The organism is Enterobacter cloacae complex sp. 382A5, assembly GCF_050031095.1.
Taxonomy (GTDB): Bacteria; Pseudomonadota; Gammaproteobacteria; order Enterobacterales; family Enterobacteriaceae; genus Enterobacter; species Enterobacter cloacae.
The window spans coordinates 1,076,858-1,099,804 of record NZ_JBLGVK010000001.1 but is presented as its reverse complement, the minus strand read 5'-3'; the positions used below and the strand labels follow the sequence as shown (position 1 = coordinate 1,099,804).

Annotated in this window: 19 protein-coding genes and 1 other annotated feature; of the genes, 7 read left to right on the top strand and 12 right to left on the bottom strand. The window is 56.3% G+C overall.

Annotated elements, in window-relative coordinates; translation table 11 throughout:
• Window positions 1-71: 71 nt before the first annotated feature.
• Window positions 72-1,229 carry a DDE-type integrase/transposase/recombinase gene (locus ACQG2G_RS05180; protein ID WP_061772952.1) on the bottom strand — a complete coding sequence of 386 codons (1,158 nt, stop codon included), beginning with the start codon at window positions 1,227-1,229 and terminating at the stop codon, window positions 72-74.
• 209 nt (window positions 1,230-1,438) lie between these two features.
• Here ACQG2G_RS05180 and ACQG2G_RS05175 point away from each other — a divergent pair, with 209 nt between their 5' ends.
• Both ACQG2G_RS05175 and ybaK read left to right on the top strand, forming a co-directional pair.
• On the top strand, window positions 1,439-2,233 hold the full coding sequence (locus ACQG2G_RS05175; RefSeq protein ID WP_013095905.1) for a TraB/GumN family protein: 795 nt from the start codon (window positions 1,439-1,441) through the stop codon (window positions 2,231-2,233).
• 199 nt (window positions 2,234-2,432) lie between these two features.
• The gene (gene ybaK, locus ACQG2G_RS05170; protein ID WP_061772951.1) at window positions 2,433-2,912 is read left to right on the top strand and encodes a Cys-tRNA(Pro)/Cys-tRNA(Cys) deacylase YbaK; all 480 of its coding nucleotides are present in this window, start codon (window positions 2,433-2,435) and stop codon (window positions 2,910-2,912) included.
• Between the two features lie 122 nt (window positions 2,913-3,034).
• On the opposite strand, the gene ushA is transcribed toward ybaK, so the two are convergent.
• Window positions 3,035-4,687 carry a bifunctional UDP-sugar hydrolase/5'-nucleotidase UshA gene (ushA, locus tag ACQG2G_RS05165; RefSeq protein WP_013095904.1) on the bottom strand — a complete coding sequence of 551 codons (1,653 nt, stop codon included), beginning with the start codon at window positions 4,685-4,687 and terminating at the stop codon, window positions 3,035-3,037.
• Between the two features lie 163 nt (window positions 4,688-4,850).
• On the opposite strand from ushA, the gene ACQG2G_RS05160 reads away from it, so the two are divergent.
• Both ACQG2G_RS05160 and ybaL read left to right on the top strand, forming a co-directional pair.
• A complete protein-coding gene (locus ACQG2G_RS05160) occupies window positions 4,851-6,071 on the top strand; it encodes an MFS transporter (RefSeq protein ID WP_013095903.1) in 1,221 nt (406 codons plus the stop codon).
• Between the two features lie 228 nt (window positions 6,072-6,299).
• Window positions 6,300-7,976 carry a YbaL family putative K(+) efflux transporter gene (gene ybaL / locus ACQG2G_RS05155; protein ID WP_040021505.1) on the top strand — a complete coding sequence of 559 codons (1,677 nt, stop codon included), beginning with the start codon at window positions 6,300-6,302 and terminating at the stop codon, window positions 7,974-7,976.
• A gap of 104 nt (window positions 7,977-8,080) precedes the next feature.
• Here the strand turns inward: ybaL and ACQG2G_RS05150 are convergent, their stop codons facing one another.
• From ACQG2G_RS05150 to adk, 3 genes are all read right to left on the bottom strand, one after another.
• Window positions 8,081-9,385: an inosine/guanosine kinase gene (locus ACQG2G_RS05150; protein WP_020685011.1), complete on the bottom strand. Its 1,305-nt coding sequence runs from the start codon at window positions 9,383-9,385 to the stop codon at window positions 8,081-8,083.
• Between the two features lie 62 nt (window positions 9,386-9,447).
• Window positions 9,448-10,410: a ferrochelatase gene (hemH, locus tag ACQG2G_RS05145; RefSeq protein ID WP_013095900.1), complete on the bottom strand. Its 963-nt coding sequence runs from the start codon at window positions 10,408-10,410 to the stop codon at window positions 9,448-9,450.
• A gap of 124 nt (window positions 10,411-10,534) precedes the next feature.
• Window positions 10,535-11,179, bottom strand: coding sequence for an adenylate kinase (adk, locus tag ACQG2G_RS05140; protein WP_006809841.1), 645 nt, complete (start codon window positions 11,177-11,179; stop codon window positions 10,535-10,537).
• A gap of 249 nt (window positions 11,180-11,428) precedes the next feature.
• On the opposite strand from adk, the gene ACQG2G_RS05135 reads away from it, so the two are divergent.
• Window positions 11,429-12,571 carry an IS481 family transposase gene (locus tag ACQG2G_RS05135; protein ID WP_426722954.1) on the top strand — a complete coding sequence of 381 codons (1,143 nt, stop codon included), beginning with the start codon at window positions 11,429-11,431 and terminating at the stop codon, window positions 12,569-12,571.
• 93 nt (window positions 12,572-12,664) lie between these two features.
• Here the strand turns inward: ACQG2G_RS05135 and htpG are convergent, their stop codons facing one another.
• From htpG to ACQG2G_RS05105, 6 genes are all read right to left on the bottom strand, one after another.
• Complete coding sequence (gene htpG / locus ACQG2G_RS05130) at window positions 12,665-14,539, bottom strand: molecular chaperone HtpG (protein ID WP_023620089.1); 1,875 nt, start codon at window positions 14,537-14,539, stop codon at window positions 12,665-12,667.
• Between the two features lie 110 nt (window positions 14,540-14,649).
• Window positions 14,650-15,255: a recombination mediator RecR gene (gene recR, locus ACQG2G_RS05125; protein ID WP_013095898.1), complete on the bottom strand. Its 606-nt coding sequence runs from the start codon at window positions 15,253-15,255 to the stop codon at window positions 14,650-14,652.
• Window positions 15,255-15,587 (bottom strand): YbaB/EbfC family nucleoid-associated protein, encoded by a 333-nt coding sequence (locus ACQG2G_RS05120; protein WP_003858972.1) that lies wholly within the window; start codon window positions 15,585-15,587, stop codon window positions 15,255-15,257. The genes recR and ACQG2G_RS05120 overlap by 1 nt, the downstream gene beginning before the upstream one ends.
• A gap of 53 nt (window positions 15,588-15,640) precedes the next feature.
• Window positions 15,641-17,566 carry a DNA polymerase III subunit gamma/tau gene (gene dnaX / locus ACQG2G_RS05115; RefSeq protein WP_061771750.1) on the bottom strand — a complete coding sequence of 642 codons (1,926 nt, stop codon included), beginning with the start codon at window positions 17,564-17,566 and terminating at the stop codon, window positions 15,641-15,643.
• Window positions 16,247-16,311 (bottom strand) — a sequence feature (DnaX frameshifting element). (Overlaps the previous gene by 65 nt.)
• 88 nt (window positions 17,567-17,654) lie before the next feature.
• The gene (gene apt / locus ACQG2G_RS05110) at window positions 17,655-18,206 is read right to left on the bottom strand and encodes an adenine phosphoribosyltransferase (protein ID WP_000127359.1); all 552 of its coding nucleotides are present in this window, start codon (window positions 18,204-18,206) and stop codon (window positions 17,655-17,657) included.
• A 151-nt stretch (window positions 18,207-18,357) separates the two neighbouring features.
• A complete protein-coding gene (locus ACQG2G_RS05105) occupies window positions 18,358-18,735 on the bottom strand; it encodes a DUF454 family protein (protein ID WP_013095896.1) in 378 nt (125 codons plus the stop codon).
• A 50-nt stretch (window positions 18,736-18,785) separates the two neighbouring features.
• On the opposite strand from ACQG2G_RS05105, the gene priC reads away from it, so the two are divergent.
• Both priC and rsmS read left to right on the top strand, forming a co-directional pair.
• Entirely contained in the window at window positions 18,786-19,313 is a 528-nt protein-coding gene (gene priC / locus ACQG2G_RS05100; RefSeq protein WP_094085044.1) for a primosomal replication protein N'', read from the top strand.
• Between the two features lie 12 nt (window positions 19,314-19,325).
• Window positions 19,326-19,511, top strand: a complete 186-nt coding sequence (gene rsmS, locus ACQG2G_RS05095; protein WP_029882635.1) for a pleiotropic regulatory protein RsmS — start codon at window positions 19,326-19,328, stop codon at window positions 19,509-19,511.
• 1 nt (window position 19,512) lies between these two features.
• Here the strand turns inward: rsmS and mscK are convergent, their stop codons facing one another.
• Window positions 19,513-22,860: a mechanosensitive channel MscK gene (gene mscK / locus ACQG2G_RS05090; protein WP_248766802.1), complete on the bottom strand. Its 3,348-nt coding sequence runs from the start codon at window positions 22,858-22,860 to the stop codon at window positions 19,513-19,515.
• Window positions 22,861-22,947: the final 87 nt, after the last annotated feature.

The window sequence follows — 22,947 nt, the reverse complement described above, 5'->3', positions numbered from 1 at the left end:
TAGGCCGGGGAAGCGCAGTGTATGACCGGATACATAGGTGACAGATCAGACCGGGAACATAGGTAACACTTTTAGTCTATCCGGAGCACACTCTCGGTTTTCCGGTCGTAGTACGCAAGCGTTATTCCATTAAAGATGATGGCCTCCAGGCCATCATCTTGTTCTTCCAGCATAATGTACTCGCCAGTCAGGGCTTCACTTAGGAACACTGTCCCTTTTTTACCCATATAGAGTGTTCCCCTCGATTTTACTCTGTAGACCATACCCCCTGCCGGATAAGTGTATTCAGGAACCCTGCCATCCCATTGTCGGCTTGAGGGTTGCCACACCGTTCCGGGCGTTGCTCCCGACAGGGCTTCATGTGGCCTTTCGTGGTTAAACTCTTCCCGGTAGTCACTGAACCATCGCTGTTGTTCTTCCATCGTCATGAAGGTGTTGCCCTGTTTCACTGCGCTTTTCAGCGAACGGTGCATTCGCTCATGGCGGCCGTTTTCTTCCGGATGCCCCTTTCTGATACGTTCCGGTCTGATGCCCAGTTTGATTAGCCAGACCGCAAGGCGGCTTAATCCGGCTATACCTGTTCCTGCGAAAGGCTGACCGTTGTCCGTCCGGAGTACTTCCGGCAGACCGTATTCCAGGAACGCATCCGTCAGACACTTTCTGACGAAGGGCTCGCTTTCCCGGTCCGTTCCCTGACAGCTCAGAAGATACCGGCTGTGATTGTCGGTCAGGGTGAAGGGATGACAGTATTGCCGGTTCAGTAGCCTGAATTTACCTTTAAAATCAGCGCTCCAGACCTGATTGTTCTCACTGATGGTCGTCAGGGGCTGACGGTTTCCCGGCGTTCTGCGTTTTCTTTTTTTATCCGGGACCAGGCCTTCACGCTTGAGGATATCACCGATGGTGCTGGCAGCCGGTACGGTAAAATCGACATGATGGTTGAGGAGCCACATCCTCAGTTTTTTGGGACCCCAGTCAGGATGTTTTTGCCTCAGGGCCGTAAGCTGTCCGGCGACAGCATCAGGAACCGTCCGGGAGTGGGAGTGCGGAGCACGCGAGCGGTCAGAGAGAGATGACAGGTCAGAAGGGTCAAAACGTTCAAGCCATTTGTAACCGGTTTTTCGGCTGATGTCGAAGAGACGGCAGAGGGCTGAAAAAGACTCCGTACCTGCATGGCAGGCACGGATAAAATCAAGGCGTTGCATAGGTCGGGTCTCAGTCCAGGGCATAGCGAGTCTCCTCTTCTATGCCAGTTATAACTGTTACCCATGTATCCGGTCTAAAGTGTCACCCATGTTTCCGGTTCATACCGCAGCGCCACCCGGCTTTTTTACCTGATGGCGCTGCGCGTAGCAGGCTTACGAAACGTGCCGACATTCACCTGTTGCGCCGCCCTGCCCCACGCGTTAGCATGAACCTTTCCGTTTATGGAGCGCGTATGAGTCTGTTTCGCCGTATAAAAACATCGTTTCGCGCCCTCTTCCCCCGCCGTTATACCTGGCCCGGAATGGATATTTCGCTCCCCGGCGGTCAGCATCTGCACCTGGTGGGCAGCATACATATGGGCACGCAGGATATGTCCCCGCTGCCCTCTGGTCTGTTATCCCTCCTGAAGCAGGCCGATGCGCTGGTGGTTGAGGCGGATATTTCAGGCCACGAGTCTCCCTTTGCCGGGCTGGAGAGCGATCTCACCCTGGCCGACCGTCTGGACGAGGCTCAGCTCGCCGAACTGACACGCGTGGCGGATGAAACCGGCGTTTCGCTCTCGATGCTGGACACCCTGCCGCTCTGGCAGATTGCCATGATATTACAGGCGACGCAGGCGCAGCGTCTGGGTCTGCGCGGTGATTACGGTATTGATTACCAGCTGCTGAATGCGGCCCGGGCACGCCGTCTGCCGATCATTGAGCTGGAAGGTACCGATAGCCAGATTGCCCTCCTTCGCCAGTTGCCTGATGACGGTCTCATTCTTCTTGATGATACGCTGACGCACTGGCATACCAACGCCCGTCTGCTGCAAACCATGATTGGCTGGTGGCTGGATGCCCCGCCTGCTGAGGGGAAATTAACGCTGCCGTCGACGTTCAGTGAATCGCTGTATGATGTGCTGATGAATGCACGCAATGCGGCATGGCGGCAGACGCTGCATGCGTTACCTGCCGGGCATTACGTGGTTGCGGTGGGGGCATTACATTTGTACGGAGAAGGAAATTTGCCGTCGCTGCTGAAATAAAAAAATGGCCAATATTTCTATTGGCCCGTCAAAGAGGAATTTCATCGTTTTTATTATGCCGAAGGAGACCTTCGGTTGAGCCGATTGTCGCTCAAAGTGACCATCACTGCCAATACTATTGCGCAAGATGGTGCTATTTTTTAGACAAACGTCAGGCGTATGCTGTCAGCATGAATTGTCTGTCGTAAGAAGGATAGCTATGACTCCCGCCGTTAAATTACTCGAAAAAAACAAAATTTCTTTCCGGATCCACACTTACGATCACGATCCGAACGAAACCAATTTTGGTGATGAAGTGGTGCGCAAACTGGGGCTGAACGCCGACCAGGTCTATAAAACGCTGCTGGTCGCCGTGAATGGCGATATGAAGCATCTCGCCGTCGCGGTCACGCCCGTGGCTGGTCAACTGGACCTGAAGAAAGTGGCCAAAGCGCTGGGAGCGAAAAAGGTAGATATGGCAGACCCAATGGTTGCGCAACGCACCACGGGTTATCTGGTGGGCGGGATCAGCCCGCTCGGGCAGAAAAAACGCCTGCCAACGCTGATTGACGCCCCTTCGCAGGAATTTGAAACCATCTATATTTCCGGCGGCAAGCGCGGGCTGGATATCGAACTGACCGCAGGCGATCTGGCCAAAATGCTGGATGCGAAGTTTGCGGATATTGCGCGCAGGGATTAAAAGAAAAAGCCGGGTGGCGGCTGCGAGGTAAAAGCAAAACGGTAACAGACGTTACCGTTTTTTGTGTTCGCGCCCTCTCCCGGTGGGAGAGGGTTGGGGTGAGGGCATCAGGCCGCACAACGTTACTGCCAGCTCACCTCGCCTTTCGGCTCATACGCATTCACGTCGATCGGTGAATTCTGCTCGATAAACTGCTTCAGAACCTCGGCATCAATAAAGCCGGTATTCACATAGCCCGGTTTATTATCGATGTGCGGATAACCGTCGCCGCCGGTGGCGTTAAAGCTTAAGGTTGCCAGACGGTAGGTTTTCGCGGGATCAACCGGCTCACCCTTGATTTTGAGATCGTTGAGCTTGCCGTCTTTGGCCACAAAGCTGACGTTAGCGAACTGCGGATAGGCGCCGGAGTCCGGCTTCATCTGCGCCACGGCGGTAAGGTACTCAATCACCTCTTTCCCGCTCATATCGGCATAAACCACCACGTTGCCAAACGGCTGCACCTTCAGCACATCTTTATAGGTGATATTCCCGCCTTCGATGGAATCACGGATCCCGCCGCCGCTCATCACACCAAAATCAGCGCCGGTGCGCGCGATTTGTGCCGCCAGCACCAGGTGACCCATATTGGTCTGTACGAAACGGACTTTGCTGCGGTCCCCTTCCAGACGCCCGTTCAGCGTACCGATTTTCACGTCCAGCTGCGCTTTGCCTTTATTCTGGAACGGGGTTAACAGGGAGAGCATCTGTGGGTTCTCGGGGATTTCCGGGGTGTAGAGTACGCGCTCACTTTTCCCGTCCGGGTAGGTCACTTTTTTCTTCAGGTTGACCGGGATGAGCTGATAATGCACCAGTTTCATCTCGCCGTTACGGAACTCAAAGTCGGCACGGCCAACGTATTTACCCCACTCGTGCGCCTGCACAATCCAGATCCCGTTCTGACGGTCTGGTGCACACGGCGTGCCCGGAACATAATCCACCTGCTTTTTATTCTCCGAGGCCATGCACACCGGATCTTGTGAGTGACCACCCACAATCATTGCCAGCGAGCCCGCAGGGAGGCTGCGCGCCATTTCAACGTCGCCCGGTGCGTTAGAACCATGCTCGCCGTTGTCGTAATGTCCCATATGGGTGGTGGCGATGATCACGTCCGGTTTTTCATTTTGCTGCAACTCCTGAATCACCAGCTTCGCTTCGTCTGCCGGTTTACGGAATTCGATATCGGTAAAGAACTCAGGGTTGCCAATTTTTGCCGTATCGTCCGTGGTGAGGCCAATCACCGCGATTTTCAGATCCTGACGCTTAAACAGCGCCCACGGTTTAAACAGGCGTTCACCGGTGCTTTTCTGATAGATATTGGCGGAGAGGAACGGGAATTTGGACCATTTTTCCTGCTGGCGCAGCACGCTCAGTGGGTTATCAAACTCATGGTTTCCGACGGCCATTGCATCGTAACCGATTAAATTCATGCCACGAAAATCAGGCTCGGCATCCTGTAAATCGGACTCCGGCACGCCGGTATTGATATCGCCCCCCGATAACAGCAGCACGCTGCCCCCTTCGGCGGCAACCTCTTTACGAATGCCATCCACCAGCGTTTTTTGCGCGGAGAGACCATATTCGCCGTACTCGCTGCGCCAGAAATGGCCGTGGTGATCGTTGGTATGCAGGATCGTAATTTTATACGTTTTGTCTTTTTCATACGCCTGTGCGGGCAGGCTTGCCAGACCCCAGGCGGCGAGCAGCGCCAACGCGACGCCATGCTTCATTAACTTCATCTTCTCTCTCCCTGACCAATAGACAAACGCAAAAATTACAGTGAGTAACAAGAATAGACAAATAAGTTTTCATAATTGCGACTTTCTTCAAATGTCGCTGGCAGGTATGTTAGTTGGATAATAATTACCCCCTGCATTTTTCATCACTAACGACGTGGTATTTATGGCAATCAGTGAATCAACCCAGCCCGTTTCGGGCGCGCCGGCGTCGCCGCCACCCTCGCGCACCTCATTTAAAGTCTTAGGCGCTATTAGCCTCTCCCATCTGCTCAACGACATGATCCAGTCGCTGATCCTGGCGATTTACCCGCTGCTGCAATCCGAGTTTTCATTAACCTTCGTGCAGATCGGGATGATCACCCTGACCTTCCAGCTGGCCTCTTCGCTACTGCAACCGATCGTCGGTTACTGGACGGATAAATATCCGATGCCGTGGTCGCTGCCGATTGGCATGTGCTTCACCCTGAGCGGGCTGGTGCTGCTGGCTATGGCGGGCAGTTTTGAAGCGGTGCTGCTTGCCGCCGCGCTGGTGGGGACCGGCTCGTCGGTCTTCCATCCGGAGTCCTCCCGCGTGGCACGTATGGCCTCCGGCGGGCGCCACGGGCTGGCGCAATCACTCTTCCAGGTGGGCGGTAATTTTGGCAGTTCCCTCGGCCCGCTGCTGGCGGCAGTGATCATCGCCCCCTACGGCAAGGGTAACGTCGCCTGGTTTGTGCTGGCCGCCCTGCTGGCGATCGTTGTGCTCGCCCAGATCAGCCGCTGGTATGCCGCACAGCACCGCGTAAACAAAGGCAAACCAAAAGTGAAGGTTATCAATCCCCTTCCACGCAATAAGGTGATCCTGGCCGTGTCCGTGCTGCTGGTGCTGATTTTCTCGAAATATTTCTATATGGCGAGCATCAGCAGCTATTACACCTTTTACCTGATGCAAAAATTCGGATTATCGGTACAAAACGCGCAGTTCCATCTGTTTGCTTTCCTGTTTGCCGTCGCAGCAGGGACGGTGATTGGCGGGCCAGTCGGGGATAAAATCGGCCGTAAATATGTTATTTGGGGCTCTATCCTTGGTGTTGCCCCTTTTACCCTTATTTTACCTTACGCCAGCCTTGAATGGACGGGCATTTTAACGGTGATTATTGGTTTTATTCTGGCTTCGGCGTTCTCGGCTATCCTGGTGTATGCGCAGGAGTTGTTACCGGGGCGTATTGGTATGGTTTCCGGGCTCTTCTTTGGTTTCGCCTTTGGCATGGGCGGCCTTGGTGCAGCCGTGTTAGGTATGGTTGCCGACCACACCAGTATCTTCCTGGTTTATAAAATCTGCGCTTTCCTGCCACTTCTGGGGATGTTGACCATATTCCTGCCTGATAATCGTCATAAAGCGTAATTTCATGGCTGCCAAAGTGAAACTTTGGCAGCCTGATGCCCTCATGGCATAAGGCTTTCCTGTTCATCCCTTCTCTGAATTTATCAAAACCTGCCTTTTCTGAGGCATATTGCCGTTTTATTCAAACTTCAACAATTATTCATAAACACAAAGGTAAAAATTGTCATAAACTATTACTCGGTTTTTGGTTTTCACCAAAATGGAACACCCACAACGAAAGGAGACGGAATGCACCACGCCACACCGCTTATCACCACCATTGTTGGTGGACTTGTGCTCGCTTTTATTCTCGGCATGATTGCCAATAAACTGCGTATTTCCCCTCTTGTGGGCTATCTGTTAGCCGGGGTACTGGCGGGACCGTTTACGCCTGGCTTCGTTGCGGATACCAAACTGGCACCTGAACTGGCGGAACTGGGCGTGATTCTGCTGATGTTTGGCGTGGGGCTGCATTTTTCCCTGAAGGATCTGATGGCGGTAAAGTCTATCGCCATACCGGGAGCGATCGCCCAGATAGGGGTGGCGACGCTGCTGGGCATGGCGCTTTCAGCCGTACTGGGCTGGTCGTTAATGACCGGCATCGTATTTGGGCTGTGTCTCTCAACCGCCAGTACCGTGGTGCTGCTGCGCGCGCTTGAAGAGAGGCAGCTGATAGATAGCCAGCGCGGACAAATCGCAATTGGATGGCTGATTGTTGAAGATCTGGTGATGGTGCTGACGCTGGTCCTGCTGCCTGCCGTCGCCGGAATGATGGAAAAAGACACCCTCGGCTTTGCCTCGCTGGCGCTGGATATGAGCATCACCATCGGGAAAGTGGTGGCGTTTATCGCCATCATGATGCTGGTAGGCCGCCGTCTGGTGCCGTGGATCATGTCGCGCAGCGCAGCCACCGGCTCGCGTGAACTGTTCACCCTTTCCGTCCTTGCGCTGGCGCTGGGGATTGCCTTTGGTGCGGTGGAGCTCTTTGACGTCTCCTTTGCCCTTGGCGCGTTCTTCGCCGGGATGGTGCTGAACGAATCCGAACTGAGCCACCGAGCGGCGCACGACACCCTCCCCCTGCGTGATGCCTTCGCGGTGCTGTTCTTTGTCTCCGTCGGGATGCTGTTTGATCCGATGATTCTGGTTCAGCAGCCGTTGGCCGTACTGGGGACGCTGGCGATTATCATCTTTGGTAAGTCGGTCGCCGCCTTTTTCCTGGTGCGAATGTTCGGCCACTCGCCGCGTACCGCTCTTACCATCGCCGCAAGCCTGGCACAGATTGGTGAGTTCGCCTTTATTCTGGCAGGTCTGGGGATGGCGCTGAACCTGCTGCCGCAGGCCGGGCAGAACCTGGTGCTGGCGGGAGCGATCCTCTCGATTATGCTGAACCCCGTGCTGTTCGCACTGCTGGAAAAATATCTCGATAAAACAGAAACCCTTGAAGAGCAGACGCTCGAAGAGGCCATTGAAGAAGAGAAGCAGATCCCGGTGGATATTTGCAACCACGCCCTGCTGGTCGGCTTTGGCCGCGTGGGAAGCCTGCTCGGCGAGAAGCTGATGGCGCAGGGGATCCCGCTGGTGGTGATTGAAACCTCGCGTACCCGCGTCGATGAGCTGCGCGAGCGCGGTATTCGCGCAGTGCTGGGCAATGCGGCAAACGAAGAAATTATGAACCTGGCGCATCTGGACTGCGCCCGCTGGCTGCTGCTGACCATTCCAAACGGCTACGAAGCGGGTGAGATTGTGGCCACTGCACGTGAGAAATGCCCAACGATTGAGATCATTGCCCGCGCCCATTACGACGACGAGGTGGATTACATCACCGAACGGGGTGCGAATCAGGTGGTGATGGGTGAGCGCGAAATTGCGAATACGATGCTGGCGCTGCTGGCGAAGCCGCCGGTTGAAGAAGAGGTGACGGGCTAGCTTGTGCGGCCTGGTCCCCTCACCCCAGCCCTCTCCCCACAGGGGCGAGGGTGTTTGAGTTCCCTCTCCCCTGTGGGGAGAGGGTTAGGGTGAGGGGTTTTCTTTTACCTGTCCCAGTACGCCTCTTCGAGGCTGTCTTCCCTTTCCGGCAGGCCACGCGTTAAGCGCGGGGAGTGCTGGTTCAGCACCTGATAACTGACGCGGTTCGCGTATTTACATACCTGCGCCAGCGACGAATAGGTGAGCCAGCTGAACTTATGTTTGCTGGAATTCGGCACGTTGGTTTTGTGGTAGGCATTGGCGGTGATGTCATGCAGCAGTGCCGCCAGCGCGCCGTCGCCCGCGCCGTTGGTGTTCATGATCTTCTCCGGGCCGCCCATGTACGGGGCGATGTGCGAGTAGATCCGCAGCGGATTAACACAGTCTTTATAACGCATGCCACGGCTGAACTCATACTGGTTGAACTCGGCGATGGCGCCAGGCAGCAGCGGATGCTGGGTTTTGCGTTTGCTCTCTTCTTCCGTGAAGCCTGCCATATACAGCCCTACCGGTCCGGCGGTGCAGAGCACCAGATCCACCCAGTCCAGCGCTTTATCGGAGGCCAGCAGCGGATCGCTCTCGCCGGTGAGAGCCTCAGCTTCTTCTTCGTTCATCGCCAGAATCGAGACATGCTCTTTCAGGAAGGCCTGCCACCACTCCGGGTTGTCGGCAATCACAAATTTCGTTCCCAGCGTCAGGACCACCGGCACATCGTACTTTTTAGCGTACTCAATCGCCTTCATGGTGGCTTCCGGCATCGGCTCGCCCGGCTTGCAGCGCACCAGGTAGGAGGTGAGCACCAGCGCCGACGCGCCCGCAATCACCTCTTCGGGAATACTCTCGGCACGCAGCTTGTTCATGTGGCCAGGGCTGATGGCAAAGGTACGCTCGCCGGATTCACCGATCAGCGTAAAGCAGCGGCCAATGGGGCCGTCGACACCCTGCAGATAGTTAAGATCGGTACGGCTGGAGGTATTGCACAGGTAACGGTAGGCGTAGCCACCAATTTCGATGTTGCTGCACATCACGCCGAGCAGCACTGAGCGGTCGTCTGCCAAAACGGAGTAGTTGTGCATGGTATTGCCGATAGTGCCACCGGCAAACTGATGGGTGATCAGGTTGTCACGCACCAGCTCCTGATAGAGCGCCTCCGCAACGTCGTCTTCAATTACCAGCGAGTGGCCGGCGCTCAGACCGTAACGGGCGACAAACGCATCATCCACTTTCGCTTCAATGTCCACCAGCGTCTGATCGATACCGACGACCCATGCGGCGCTGGTTTCATTTTCAGGCTGGATTTGCTGCAGGAGCGGATCGCGGGCATCAACAGGGAAGTAGTGTTTGGATTTGCGTTTACCGGGAAATTTCATGGTCTGAACTGTGCATAGAATATGGGCCGGGAATGGTAGCACAAACCCGGCCCTGAGTGCGATCAGCGGCTGTTGGTCACCAGCGAGACCATCATGTCGATATGTTCCGGAGCGTCGTTAAGTGCCGGAATATACTCGTACTTCTCACCACCAGCCTCAAGGAAAAACTCCCGGTTTTGCACCGCGATCTCCTCCAGCGTTTCCAGGCAATCGGCCGAAAAGCCCGGGGACATTACCTGAATATGCTTCACGCCTTTCTCGCCGAGCATTTTGAGGGTTTCATCCGTATACGGTGTCAACCACGGCTCGCGACCAAAGCGCGACTGGAAAGTCATCATCACCTTCTCCGGCGGCAGGCCGAGCGCGGACACCAGTTCACGCGTGGTATCGCGACAGCGCTGCGGATAATCATCCCCTTCGTTAGCGAAACGCTGCGGAATGCCGTGATAGGACAACAGCAGCAGATCCGGCTCGCCGTGTTTTTCAAACGACGCGCGGGCACTGCTGGCAAGCGCTTTGATATAGAGTTCGTTATCGGCGTAGTCGCGTATAAAGGTCACGCCCGGAATGCGGCGGCGGGTCGCCAGAATGCGGGCCAGTTCGTCCCACACCGCAGCGACTGTCGAGCAGGAGTACTGCGGGTAGAGTGCCAGCACCACAATGTGCTCAACCCCCTGCGCCAGCAGCGCGTCGACCGCACTTTCCAGAGACGGTTTGCCATAGCTCATGCCGAGTGCGACAGGCATATCCGGCAGGCGGGCAGCCAGCGCTTTCTCCTGGCGACGGCTGTAGACCATCAGCGGCGAGCCCTCTTCCATCCAGACAGACTGATAGAGTTTGGCGACGCGCGGTGAACGAATGGGCAGAATCACGCCACGCAGTAATGGCCACCACAGCAGTCTTGGAGTATCCACAACGCGCGTGTCGCTTAAAAATTGTCGCAGATAGCGTTTTACCGCTTCTGGCGTAGGTGCTTCTGGGGTGCCCAGATTGGCAAGCAGGATGCCGGTTTTCGCCTGACTCATTCACGCCTCTTAACCATTTGAATGGTTGTCAATTGTAGCGGAAATGCGTTTAAACGGAACCCATTGCTGTAATAGGTAAGATGAGAAATATTCTCACCCGGGGACCCGGGTGAGAGCAGTGCGATTAGCCGAGGATTTTTTCCAGCTCTGCACGAACGTCAGCCACGGCTTTGGTGCCGTCAACTTTCGCGTATTTGGTGTTACCCGCCTGCGCTTCTTTGGTGTAGTAGCCGATCAGCGGCGCAGTCATCTGATGGTATTCCACCAGGCGCTTACGCACGGTCTCTTCCTGGTCGTCTTTACGGGTGGTCAGCTCTTCGCCGGTTACGTCGTCTTTACCTTCAACCTTAGGTGGGTTGAATTTAATGTGGTAAACGCGGCCAGAAGCGGCGTGCACACGGCGACCAACGATACGATCAACGATCAGCTCGTCTGGTACGTCGAACTCCAGCACGTAGTCTACGTTGATGCCCGCTTCTTTCATGGCGTCAGCCTGAGGAATGGTGCGTGGGAAGCCGTCCAGCAGGAAACCGTTACGGCAGTCTTCCTGAGCAATGCGCTCTTTGACCAGAGCGATAACCAGCTCGTCGGTCACCAGTTTGCCAGCGTCCATGATGTCTTTCGCTTGTTTACCCAGCTCAGAGCCAGATTTTACAGCGGCGCGCAGCATATCACCGGTGGAGATTTGCGGAATACCGTATTTCTCCATGATGAACTGAGCCTGAGTTCCTTTACCCGCGCCCGGAGCGCCAAGCAGAATAATACGCATTGCGAAAATCCCCTCAAAAGTCGATTCAATTTTTCAAAAGCGCTAAACAATACCACCAGAACGGATGCGGCTCAAGGAAGGCGGGAAGGCTGAAACGGTTAATGGGGGGAGATAATTTGGGGGAGTGCGGTCTGGTGCCCTCACCCCGGCCCTCTCCCACTGTACGGTCCGGGGACATAGTGAACACTTGTTCGGGGACATGGTAGACACTTACAACTAAGGCATAAGAACCCGTTTATGGAGTCGCTTATGCCCTGGGATGCGAGAGATACCATGTCATTACGTACTGAGTTTGTTTTGTTCGCCTCGCAGGACGGGGCGAACATCCGTTCCCTCTGCCGTCGCTTCGGCATTTCACCTGCCACCGGCTACAAGTGGCTTCGCCGATGGGGGGAGGAAGGTGCCTCCGGCCTTCAGGACCGCCCGCGCATACCGCACCATTCCCCGAACCGCTCATCTGACGACATCACCGCCCTGCTGCGTATGGCCCATGACCGCCATGAACGCTGGGGCGCACGCAAGATAAAGCGCTGGCTGGAAGACCGGGGGCACCGTATGCCCGCCTTCAGCACCGTTCATAACCTGATGGCCCGTCACGGCCTGCTGCCCGGTACTTCTCCGGGCATTCCCGCCACGGGGCGGTTCGAACATGACGCGCCGAACCGGCTCTGGCAGATGGATTTTAAGGGCCACTTTCCCTTTGGCGGTGGCCGCTGCCATCCGCTCACCCTGCTGGATGACCACTCCCGTTTTTCCCTGTGCCTGGCGCACTGTACCGATGAACGGCGTGAGACCGTGCAGCAGCGGCTGGTCAGCGTGTTTGAGCGTTACGGCCTGCCGGACCAGATGACGATGGATAACGGCGCCCCGTGGGGAGACACCACCGGCACCTGGACGGCGCTGGAGCTGTGGCTGATGCGCCACGGTATCCGGGTGGGACACTCCCGGCCGTATCATCCGCAGACGCAGGGCAAGCTGGAGCGTTTTCACCGCAGCCTGAAGACGGAGGTGCTGCAGGGTAAGTGGTTCGCGAACGAGGGCGAACTGCAGCGCGCCTTCGACCACTGGCGGACGGTCTATAACCTTGAACGCCCGCATGAGGCGCTGGACATGGCGGTACCGGGCTCGCGGTATAAGCCGTCTGCACGGCAGTACAGCGGTAACATAACGCCCCCGGAATACGACGAGGGTGTGATGGTCAGGAAAGTGGATATCAGCGGAAAGCTGAGCGTGAAAGGGGTAAGTCTGAGCGCGGGCAAGGCGTTCAGGGGAGAACGGGTCGGGCTGAAGGAGATGCAGGAAGACGGCCGCTACGAGGTGTGGTGGTACAGCACAAAAGTGGGGGTGATCGACCTGAAGAAAAAGTCGATCACCATGGGTAAAGGATGTTAAAAAGTGTTCACCATGTCCCCGAACACCTGTCTACCATGTCCCCGGACCGTACACCCACGGGGAGAGGGAGAAGACCAGGGGAGGCGTGGTCAATTACGCCAGCAGCAGCGCATTCACACGTTTAATGAAGAGGTTAGGATCTTCCAGCGTGCCGCGCTCGGCCAGCAGAGACTGATCCAGCAGCAGTTCAACCCACTCAGCAAAGCGGGTTTCGTCCTGGGTATCCGCCGCGCGTTTCACCAGCGGGTGATCCGGGTTGAGCTCGAAGATATATTTCACTTCTGGCATCGCCTGACCTGCCGCGGCGAACAGTTTCGCCATCTGGGTACCCATTTCGTCCGCATCGGTAGTCACAATCGCCGGCGTATCGGTCAGACGGTGGGTGAAGCGCACCTCTTTCACACGGTCGCCCAGCAGAGTTTTCACGCGCTCAACGAACGGCTCCAGCGCCTTCTCGGCTTCTTTCGCGCTTTCATCCACTTCATCCGCCAGCTTGTCGATGGATTCATCGGCTTTGGCAACAGACTGGAATGGCTTACCGTCGAACTCGGTCAGGTAGTTCATCATCCACTCGTCAATGCGGTCAGAAAGCAGCAGCACTTCGATGCCTTTCTTACGCAGCAGCTCCAGGTGCGGGCTGCTCTTCGCCGCGGCGTAGCTGTCGGCGGTGATGTAGTAGATCTTCTCCTGCCCTTCTTTCATGCGGGAAACGTACTCTTCCAGCGACACGGTCTGCGCGGAGGAGTCAGTGTGCGTAGAGGCAAAGCGCAGCAGTTTGGCGATCGCTTCTACGTTCGCGGTGTCTTCCGCCGGGCCTTCTTTCAGTACCAGGCCAAACTGCTTCCAGAAGGTCTGGTATTTTTCCGCGTCGTCTTTCGCCAGTTTTTCCAGCATCTGCAGCGTACGTTTGGTCAGCGCGTTACGCAGGTTGCGGGTCACGGTGCTGTCCTGCAGAATTTCACGGGAGACGTTCAGCGGCAGATCGTTGGAATCTATCAGGCCACGGACAAAGCGCAGGTAGTTCGGCATGAACTGCTCGGCGTCATCCATGATGAAGACACGCTGAACGTAAAGCTTCAGACCGTGCTTGTGATCGCGGTTCCACATATCCCACGGCGCCTGCGACGGGATATACAGCAGGCTGGTGTACTCCTGCTTACCTTCCACACGGTTATGACTCCAGGTCAGCGGATCGGTAAAGTCGTGGGCGATGTGTTTGTAGAACTCGTTGTATTCGTCGTCCTTGATTTCAGCCTTATTGCGCGTCCACAGTGCCTGCGCCTTGTTGATTTTCTCCCAGGAGACCACGGTTTCACCGTCTTTCTCTTCCTGTTTTTCAATCTCAACCGGCAGGGCAATGTGGTCGGAATATTTGCTGATGATGGAGCGCACGCGCCAGTCGTTCAGGAAATCGTCTTCGCCTTCACGCAGGTGCAGGGTGATTTCGGTGCCGCGATCCGCTTTGGTGATGTCATCAACGGTGTATTCACCTTCACCTTTAGATTCCCAGAACACCCCGTTTTCCGCGCTGTCGCCCGCCGCACGTGTACGCACGGTCACTTTGTCCGCCACGATAAACGCCGAATAGAAGCCCACGCCGAACTGGCCGATCAGCTGGCTGTCTTTCGCCTGGTCAGAGCCCATTGATTCCAGGAACGCTTTGGTCCCGGATTTGGCGATAGTCCCGAGGTGGTCGATCACCTCGTCGCGGTTCATACCGATGCCGTTATCGGCGATGGTCAGGGTACGGTTCTCTTTATTGAAAGAGACGCGCACGCGCAGCTCGCCGTCGCCTTCATACAGATCCGGGTTAGACAGCGCGCGGAAGCGCAGCTTGTCCGCCGCATCGGAGGCGTTGGAAATCAGCTCACGCAGGAAGATTTCTTTGTTGGAATACAGGGAATGGATCATCAGGTGCAGAAGCTGTTTTACTTCTGACTGGAAACCACGGGTTTCTTGTCCTTTCATCTAAGTCGACCTCAACAATGCCATTTAATGGGGTTGTAAAACGTTGAGGGAGAGATGGGGATAAGCAGGGAAATTTTCAAGCGGAGGCTGCGAATGCCGCCTCCGTTTGGTCAGAAAATAATCTTGTGACGTCCGGCCAGAGAGTGCGACAGCGTGGTGCCGTCAACCATCTCCAGCTCGCCGCCAACCGGCACGCCGTGAGCGATACGGCTGGCGTCAACACCGTACTGCGCGCACAGCTCGGCGATGTAGTTGGCGGTTGCCTCCCCTTCCACCGTGGGGTTGGTGGCGAGGATCACCTCTTTGATGGTCTCGGACTCCAGACGCTGTTCAAGGCGATCAAGACCGATATCATCCGGGCCAATACCGTCCAGCGGGGAGAGATGCCCCATCAGCACGAAATAGCGGCCAGAAAACTGCCCGGTTTGTTCGATGGCATAGATGTCCGCCGGACTCTCCACCACGCAAATCTGACCGTTCTCCTGACGACGCGGATTCGAGCAAATATTACAGACGTCCTGCTCGGTAAAAGTACGGCAATCCGCACAGTGACCAATCTCTGACATGGCGCGGGTCAGAGCCTGCGCCAGGCGCATCCCGCCGCTGCGGTCGCGCTGCAATAGCGTAAACGCCATACGCTGCGCCGACTTCGGGCCTACGCCCGGCAGGCAGCGCAACGCTTCCATTAACTGCGTGAGCAGCGGACTGGTTTGCATCAGAACGGCATCTTGAAGCCCGGCGGCAGTTGCATACCGCTGGATACAGAGGCCATTTTCTCTTTCTGGGTTTCGTCGATACGGCGAGCGGCATCGTTGAACGCGGCTGCAACCAGATCTTCCAGCATCTCTTTGTCGTCTTCGAGCAGGCTTGGATCGATTTCAACGCGGCGGCAGTTATGCGCACCGTTGATGGTCACCTTGACCAGACCGGCACCGGATTCACCCGTGACTTCCAGCTGAGCGATCTCTTCCTGCATCTTCTGCATTTTTTCCTGCATCTGCTGAGCCTGCTTCATCAGGCCACCCAGACCGCCTTTTCCACCAAACATAGGCTTCTCTCTCTTTCACGTTTAACGATGACAACCGTAAGTCAGACTCACGATCAAATGGGGCGAATACTCTCTTCATCCAGATCGGCGTCGAAGAACCGGCGCAGGGTCTGGATGTTGTTATCCGCAATAATCGACTCACGCGCCTGCGCGAGTTTCTCTTCATAAATGGCCTGGCGCCACTCCAGTGGCGTTCGCACCGCCGGATTATCATCTTCAATGATAGTCAATTCAACCGGTGCACCCTGCAATGTGGCCAGCGCCTCCGCCAGCGCTTTTTGTGCGCCGGGGGAGTTCAGATGCCGTTGACCAGGACGCAGATGCAGACGCACCTGATTACCGTCCTGCTCTTTCCAGGCATTCAGCGCAACCTGCTCGACCAGCTTAGGCAGTTGCAGTTTACTGACCTCAGCGGCCCAGGCGTCACGCGCGATAGACTCTTCCGCGAGCTTCGCGGAAAGCTCCGGTGTTTTTTCATGCTCCAGCGCTTTCTTCAGCGCTTTTGGCGTGGCGACCTCTTTCTTCACCTCTTCGACGATGGTCGTCGACTTCCAGCGGTAAGCCTCTTCTTTCACCGGGGCTTTTTGCTCGAGCGCGGACGGTGCCGGGCGCGCCTGTACGCGCTCCGTTACCGAGGCCAGTCGTTCAAGCGCGGCGTTGTTAACCGGCCGCGCTCTTCCTGGCGCTGCCGGTTCACTCTTTTTTGGTTTGGTTGCTCCCTGCGCTCGCTGCAACTGGCTGCGGGCGGCAAGCACCGAACTGGTGGCATCCGACAGCGGTACATTTTGCGGCGGCGCTGCCGGCTGTGCTGGCACCTGCTGCGGCGACATCACTGCCGTCGGGGCGGTCGGGGCGAATGACTGCCGGGGCACTTCAGGCTCTGGCAGCGGCATACGCGGGTGGAACGCCAGCGCACGCAGCAGCGTCATTTCAACGCCCATTCTAGGATCCGGCGCAAACGGCAGCTCTTTACGGCCAATCAGCAAGGTCTGGTAGTAAAGCTGTACGTCAGCAGGCGGCACGGTACGGGCAAGCTCACGCATCCGCTGTTCAATGGCCGCCATATCCGCCCCCATCGCTGACGGAGAGAGCTGAAGCATCGCTACACGGTGCAGCAGGCTAAGCATCTCGACCAGCAAGGCTTCCCACTCGACGCCACGGGCTGCAGCGGCATTCACCAGCGACATGACGCGCTCACCGTTCGCGGCGATCATGGCTTCAATCAGGGAGAGCGCCTGGTCGTCGTCCAGCGTGCCGAGCATGGTGCTGACCGCCTCCGTCGACAGTTTACCGTCACCGCTGGCAATGGCTTGATCCGTCAGGCTGAGCGCATCGCGCAGGCTGCCGTCCGCTGCACGGGCCAGCAGTTGCAGGGCGCGCGGCTCGTGGACAATGTTCTCTTCGTCGAGAATGTGTTCCAGCTGAGTACGGATCTGTTCAACGTCCAGCGCCTTCAGATGGAACTGCAAACAGCGCGACAGAATCGTCACCGGCAGCTTTTGCGGATCGGTGGTCGCCAGCAGGAATTTCACATGCGCAGGCGGCTCTTCCAGCGTTTTCAGCAGGGCGTTGAAGCTGTGACGTGACAGCATGTGCACTTCATCGATCAGATAGACCTTGAAGCGCCCACGCGCCGGGGCGTACTGCACGTTATCCAGCAGGTCACGGGTATCTTCAACTTTGGTGCGCGAGGCGGCGTCGATCTCGATCAGATCGACAAAGCGCCCCTGTTCGATCTCACGGCAGTTGTCACACACGCCACACGGCGTGGCGGTGATCCCGGTTTCGCAGTTCAGACCTTTTGCCAGCAAACGGGCAATAGAGGTTTTACCGACGCCGCGGGTACCGGAGAAGAGATAGGCGTGATGGATACGACCTAGCGACAAGCCGTTCGCCAGGGCCGTCAGCACATGTTCCTGACCGACAACGTCGGCAAAGGTTTGTGGTCGCCATTTACGGGCTAACACCTGATAACTCATGGGCAGGCTCTGCAACGCTGGAAGGTGAATTAATGGAGGGGAATGCTATCACAACCTCACCCATTGAGCGAGGTTGTGAGAAACGGGATTAATGACCCGGGAAAGGCACCAGGCTGTAGCTGGTAATACCCTGTTTTTCCAGGCGCTGTTCGCCGCCCAGATCGAACAGATTGATGATGAAGGCCGCGTCGGTCACTTCACCACCCAGGCGACGAATCAGCTTCACGGTCGCTTCGATAGTGCCACCGGTTGCCAGCAGATCGTCCACCACCAGCACTTTGTCGCCAGGCTTAATGGCATCGACGTGGATTTCCAGCTGATCGGTGCCGTATTCCAGCTCATAGCTCTCCGCGATGGTTTCACGCGGCAGTTTGCGCGGCTTACGCACTGGCACAAAACCTACGCCCATTGCCAGTGCCACCGGTGCGCCAAACAGGAAGCCACGGGCTTCGGTACCTACTACTTTGGTGATCCCGGCGTTTTTATAACGCTCTACCAGCAGTTCAATGCTGAGCGCGTACGCTTTCGGGTCTTCCAGCAAGCTGGTGACATCACGGAAAAGAATGCCAGGTTTTGGATAGTCCTGGATGCTTTTGATGCTGTTTTTCAGATATTCAAGCTGCTGTGCAGTTGCGGTCATCGGTTTGTGCCTAAATGAAACAGTGTTACTCACAGCGCGCAAAGAGGCGGTAAAGGTAACAATTGTTTAACCTTTAACCAGGCGCGCCTGTGCTCGAAAACGGTCGAATTTACTGGCTGCGCGCAATAATTGCAACAGCCATTATAAGGCTTCAGTGCTTTTGTTGCTTTTCATCAACCACGGGGATCCGCCACATGAAGATAAGCAGGCAGGTCAGGATAACCAGCAGCAGGATCCGCACCCACATCATTTTCACCAGCCATAATGAAATGGCGAAGGTGATGAGGATGACTGCAATCGCACGCGGCTTTGCGCCAGGCGGCATGGCCCGGTGTTTCTGCCAGTGGCGCAGATAGCCGCCAAACCACGAGCGATACAGCAGCCAGTGATGAAAACGCGGGGATGAGCGGGCAAAACACCAGGCTGCCAGCAGAATAAACGGCGTCGTGGGCAAAAGTGGCAAAACCACGCCCAGGGTGCCTAACACTACCGCCAGCCAGCCAATGATGATTAAAATAGTACGCTGCATAATGCGAATCGTTATCAAACTGAACGGCTACTTTACCACTGGAGCGCGCCTTGAAAATAGCCCTGCTTTTAGAGACGCTGCAAAATCAGCTCGTTGCCCTGCGCACGCAGGCGTCACCGTTGATGCAGCATGCGACGCTCAAACCGCGCTTTGACCGGCAGTTATTTCATACGCGTAGTACGCTGATGAAAGACTATCTTGATGAGGCGCAGACCAACCTCGACGAACTGCGACAGTCCGTGAATGACGGAAAACATGAGCAGGTGGCCTGGCTTGCGGAGCATCTCACCAGTCAGATCACCGCCTTGTACCGGGAGATCGCAGCCTGGCCCCTGCGTACGTGGGATAGCGCGTCGCCCGGCCTCGGTAAATGGCAGCGCAAACGGCTGGAGCACCAGGAGTTTGAACGCCGTCTGTTTGAGATGAAGCGCGAGCGGGAAGCACGTCTGAACAACAGTGAAACGCTGGAAGAGCAGCAGTTATTGATGCGCGAAATCGACGCGCTGGATGGACGTCTTGTCCGCTGCCGTCAGGCGCTGGATGAGATCGAACGCGTCATTGAACGCCTGACCCGTTAAAAGGAGCCACACATGTCGCTGGAAAATGCCCCCGATGAGGTCAAACTGGCCGTCGATTTGATTATGCTGCTGGAGAATCATGAGATCCCGGCTGAGACGGTGCTGAAGGCACTGGAGATTGTGCGGCGGGATTTTGAGGGAAAGGTGAAGGCCGGTTGCCCTCACCCTAACCCTCTCCCACCGGGAGAGGGAAAATAGTTCAGGCGGGAGTCGGATCGTCACCCTTAATCTCACGCTTCACTTCCGTATGCTCGTCACCTTTCTCGTTATGCAGGTGAACCTCAAGCTGGTTGAAAGCAATATTGATATTGTTTTCACGGCACAGACGGTCGATGGAGCGGTTCAGTTCATCCACGGTGTAGCTGCGATCGCGAAGCTCACGCACGTATAAACGCAGCTCGTGATCCAGCGTGCTCGCCCCAAAGGTGGTGAAGAAGACGTCTGGCGCCGGCTCGTGCATAACCTTTGGATGCTCTTTTGCGGCCTTCAGCAATACCTCTTTCACCTTATCCAGATCCGAACCGTAGGCTACGCCGAGGCGGATCACCACACGCGTCGTCGTATCAGAGAGCGACCAGTTGATCAGACGCTCGGTCACGAACGCTTTGTTCGGGATGATCACCTCTTTGCGATCGAAGTCGGTAATAGTGGTCGCACGAATGCGGATCTTGCTGACGGTACCGGAGAAGGTCCCGATGGTCACCGTATCGCCAATTCGCACCGGACGTTCGAACAGGATGATCAGGCCGGAAACGAAGTTACCGAAAATCTCCTGCAGGCCAAAACCGAGACCCACAGAGAGCGCTGCCGCCAGCCACTGCAGTTTGTCCCATGACACGCCCAGCGAGCCGAAGACCGTCATCGCCCCGACAATAATAATGACGTAGTTGAGGATGGTGGTAATGGCATAGGACGCCCCCTGACGCAGGTTCAGGCGCGACAGCACCAGCACCTCCAGCAGACCCGGCAGGTTTCGAATCAGCGCCCAGGCCACCATCGACGACACCACCGCAAACAGCAGACTGCCCATGGTGACGCTCTTCATCACCGCAGCACCGGCTTCGGTCCCGCTGTACTGCCAGAGGGTGATACTGTCGAGATAGGCAAAGACAGTAATCAAATCAGACCAGATGGCCCAGAACATCACTGCGAACAGGGCTATCATCACCAGCATGGTGATACGCAACGTCTGCTGGTTAACCTGCTCCAGCGCGATGGTCGGCTCTTCCTGCGGCTCCGCGCCTTCGGCGCCCTCTTTCACCTGATGCTGACGACGCGCAATGGCGCGGCGATAAGCGATACGGCGAGCCGCCACGCTCAGGCCGCGCAGCACGGTCTGGTAGAGCAGGTTCCAGACAATCACCAGATAGACGGTTTCTATCCAGCGGCCGGACAGACGCAGCGTGGTGTAGAAGTAGCCCGTCGCCGTGAGCACCATCAGCGCCAGCGGAATGATTGCCAACACCGTGACGGTGGCGAGGCGCAGATTGTGGGACTCTTTATCACGCCAGCTATCGCGGCACATCGGCCACATCAGGATGGCAATCAACAGCAGGTTCAGCAGAATGACCAGCTGACCCAGAACGTCATCCATCAGATGCAGCGGAGAAAGCTCGGAAACCACCGACCAGAAGTGCAGCGGCAGGAGCGCCAGGCTGATGCGGACAATCTGACGACGCCAGTGGCTGGTCAGTTGCTGCGGCATATTGAAGTGACGCACCGCCACGCCGTCTTTTTCCAGCACCTTCCAGCACAGACCAAACACCAGCCAGAACAGGGCCAGCTTTTTACTGAAAGCCCACAGCAAATCGCTGACGTTGAGCTGCATGGTGAGCAGGATCAGGCCAACCGCCAGGATGATCAGGCACACCGGCAGCGCGCGAATGAGATCGATCAGAATCGCTTTTGGCGTATGCAGCTGACTGTCATTTCGCAGTTGCCCCACTTCTGAGGCCAGCTTCGCCTGATAGTTCTTCAGCCATCCCAGACGCCAGCGGATCACGCCCGCAATCAGCAGCAGCGGTAATCCCGCCAGGAAGGCAATCATCACCGCGGGCCAGGCTTTCTCCCAGTTCCCGGTGATTTTCATGCTTTTAATCTGCGTTTTCAGCGTTTCGGGGAAGGATTTAACCCAGTCCCAGTCCATCGGCTTGTTGCTGTTAACCCAGAAAATTTGCTGGGTCAAAATCTCCTGCAGACTTTTAGAAACGCTCACCAGCTGCTGCTGGTTGATCTGCAGGTTAATCGCCATCATCAGCTGGTTACCCAGCTGTTTATTGAGCTGGTCAAGCAGCTCGCGGCGCATATCCACCACCTGCAACAGCGCGTCGTGCACTTCCGGGTTCACTTCACTGGAGTGACCCTCTTCTATTTTGGCGACAAAGGTATCGCTCTGGAAAAGGGCATCGCGCTGCTGGTTGACGTCAAACTGTTCCAGACGTAAATCCGCAATGCGGTTGGTCATGTCCTCCAGCTCGTCGGCAGAGGGCAGCGTCTGCTGTTGCTGGTAAAGAATGCGTGACAGCAGAAGGCTGCCTTTCAGCACCGCAATTTGCTCTTTGATATTACGTTCCGCCTGGAGCGCGCGGTCCAGCCAGTTTTTAACTTTAATGTTCTGTTGAACCAGCGAGTTACCGTTTTCGGTCGCCTGAATCAGACGCTCGCTCAGCTGATGGTTCGCGTCGAGCTCCTGCTTCACCAGCGGATTGGCCTGGATGCGGGCGGTTTCGTCCGGCGATACCGCCTCCTGGGCGGTTTTTTCCGTCAGCGTCAGGCGCTTGCTGTTCACCGCCTCCTGCAACAGCTGAAGCTGGTGTTCCAGACGGTTGATGTTAGCGGTCACGTAATCACGCTGTTTTTGTAGCGTGTCCTGCAGCACCGTATTCCCTTCCAGGCTTTTACGCTGCTGTTCAATTTGCGCATTCAGTAACGACTGCTGAACCAGCAGCAGCGTTTGCTGCGTCGGGCGCAGCGTGCCTTCACCCACCGTGGTGCCGTTAAGGCGGTTGCGGATTTGCTGCAGTTGCTGAGACGCGGCGTACATCGCGTTTTGTACGCGCTCGGGCTGAGTCTGCAAAGAGACAAGCTGACTGTTGTAGGTCGCGAGATCCGACTGTGCGGTTTGCAGGTCGTCGAGCAGTTGTGCGACGCGTGACTCCAGCTGACGCAGCGACAGCGTTGCCAGCGTTTTGCGCGTTTCGTCGTCGTTATCCACGTCGCTCAGGGCATTTAGCGAATCCGTTGCTTTACGCATGTTTTCAGGCGCCTGCGCCACCTTCTGACGAAGCTGGGTGGTTTCCGCTTTGACGCGCTCAATTTTATCCAGTGATTCCAGCGTTTCCGTCAGATCCTGCTGAACGAGTTTGTCCTGAGGCGTGAGATCTTTTTGTTTATTCATGGCGTCGAGCTGCGACTGAACATCAGCACGGGATGGAATGTCATTGCCGTTATCGGCGCGGGCCCAGGAAAGCGGTGCCGTTGCGAAGAAAAACAGCGTCGCGAAGAGTAGTGCAAGAACAGGATGTTGCGAGCGATTGGTGTGCAGCATAGTCGTGAATGATGTCAGAAGATGACCGAAAATAGTCCGGCGTGCAGAATATCACGCTCGCCTGAAGCAGAATAGCGCGAACGTGAG

Excerpts from the sequence above, each read along its gene's own strand:
- ACQG2G_RS05180 (WP_061772952.1), bottom strand. The coding sequence starts at position 1,229 with ATGCCCTGGACTGAGACCCGACCTATGCAACGCCTTGATTTTATCCGT.
- ACQG2G_RS05175 (WP_013095905.1), top strand. The coding sequence starts at position 1,439 with ATGAGTCTGTTTCGCCGTATAAAAACATCGTTTCGCGCCCTCTTCCCC.
- ybaK (WP_061772951.1), top strand. The coding sequence starts at position 2,433 with ATGACTCCCGCCGTTAAATTACTCGAAAAAAACAAAATTTCTTTCCGG.
- ushA (WP_013095904.1), bottom strand. The coding sequence starts at position 4,687 with ATGAAGTTAATGAAGCATGGCGTCGCGTTGGCGCTGCTCGCCGCCTGG.
- ACQG2G_RS05160 (WP_013095903.1), top strand. The coding sequence starts at position 4,851 with ATGGCAATCAGTGAATCAACCCAGCCCGTTTCGGGCGCGCCGGCGTCG.
- ybaL (WP_040021505.1), top strand. The coding sequence starts at position 6,300 with ATGCACCACGCCACACCGCTTATCACCACCATTGTTGGTGGACTTGTG.
- ACQG2G_RS05150 (WP_020685011.1), bottom strand. The coding sequence starts at position 9,385 with ATGAAATTTCCCGGTAAACGCAAATCCAAACACTACTTCCCTGTTGAT.
- hemH (WP_013095900.1), bottom strand. The coding sequence starts at position 10,410 with ATGAGTCAGGCGAAAACCGGCATCCTGCTTGCCAATCTGGGCACCCCA.
- adk (WP_006809841.1), bottom strand. The coding sequence starts at position 11,179 with ATGCGTATTATTCTGCTTGGCGCTCCGGGCGCGGGTAAAGGAACTCAG.
- ACQG2G_RS05135 (WP_426722954.1), top strand. The coding sequence starts at position 11,429 with ATGCCCTGGGATGCGAGAGATACCATGTCATTACGTACTGAGTTTGTT.
- htpG (WP_023620089.1), bottom strand. The coding sequence starts at position 14,539 with ATGAAAGGACAAGAAACCCGTGGTTTCCAGTCAGAAGTAAAACAGCTT.
- recR (WP_013095898.1), bottom strand. The coding sequence starts at position 15,255 with ATGCAAACCAGTCCGCTGCTCACGCAGTTAATGGAAGCGTTGCGCTGC.
- ACQG2G_RS05120 (WP_003858972.1), bottom strand. The coding sequence starts at position 15,587 with ATGTTTGGTGGAAAAGGCGGTCTGGGTGGCCTGATGAAGCAGGCTCAG.
- dnaX (WP_061771750.1), bottom strand. The coding sequence starts at position 17,566 with ATGAGTTATCAGGTGTTAGCCCGTAAATGGCGACCACAAACCTTTGCC.
- apt (WP_000127359.1), bottom strand. The coding sequence starts at position 18,206 with ATGACCGCAACTGCACAGCAGCTTGAATATCTGAAAAACAGCATCAAA.
- ACQG2G_RS05105 (WP_013095896.1), bottom strand. The coding sequence starts at position 18,735 with ATGCAGCGTACTATTTTAATCATCATTGGCTGGCTGGCGGTAGTGTTA.
- rsmS (WP_029882635.1), top strand. The coding sequence starts at position 19,326 with ATGTCGCTGGAAAATGCCCCCGATGAGGTCAAACTGGCCGTCGATTTG.
- mscK (WP_248766802.1), bottom strand. The coding sequence starts at position 22,860 with ATGCTGCACACCAATCGCTCGCAACATCCTGTTCTTGCACTACTCTTC.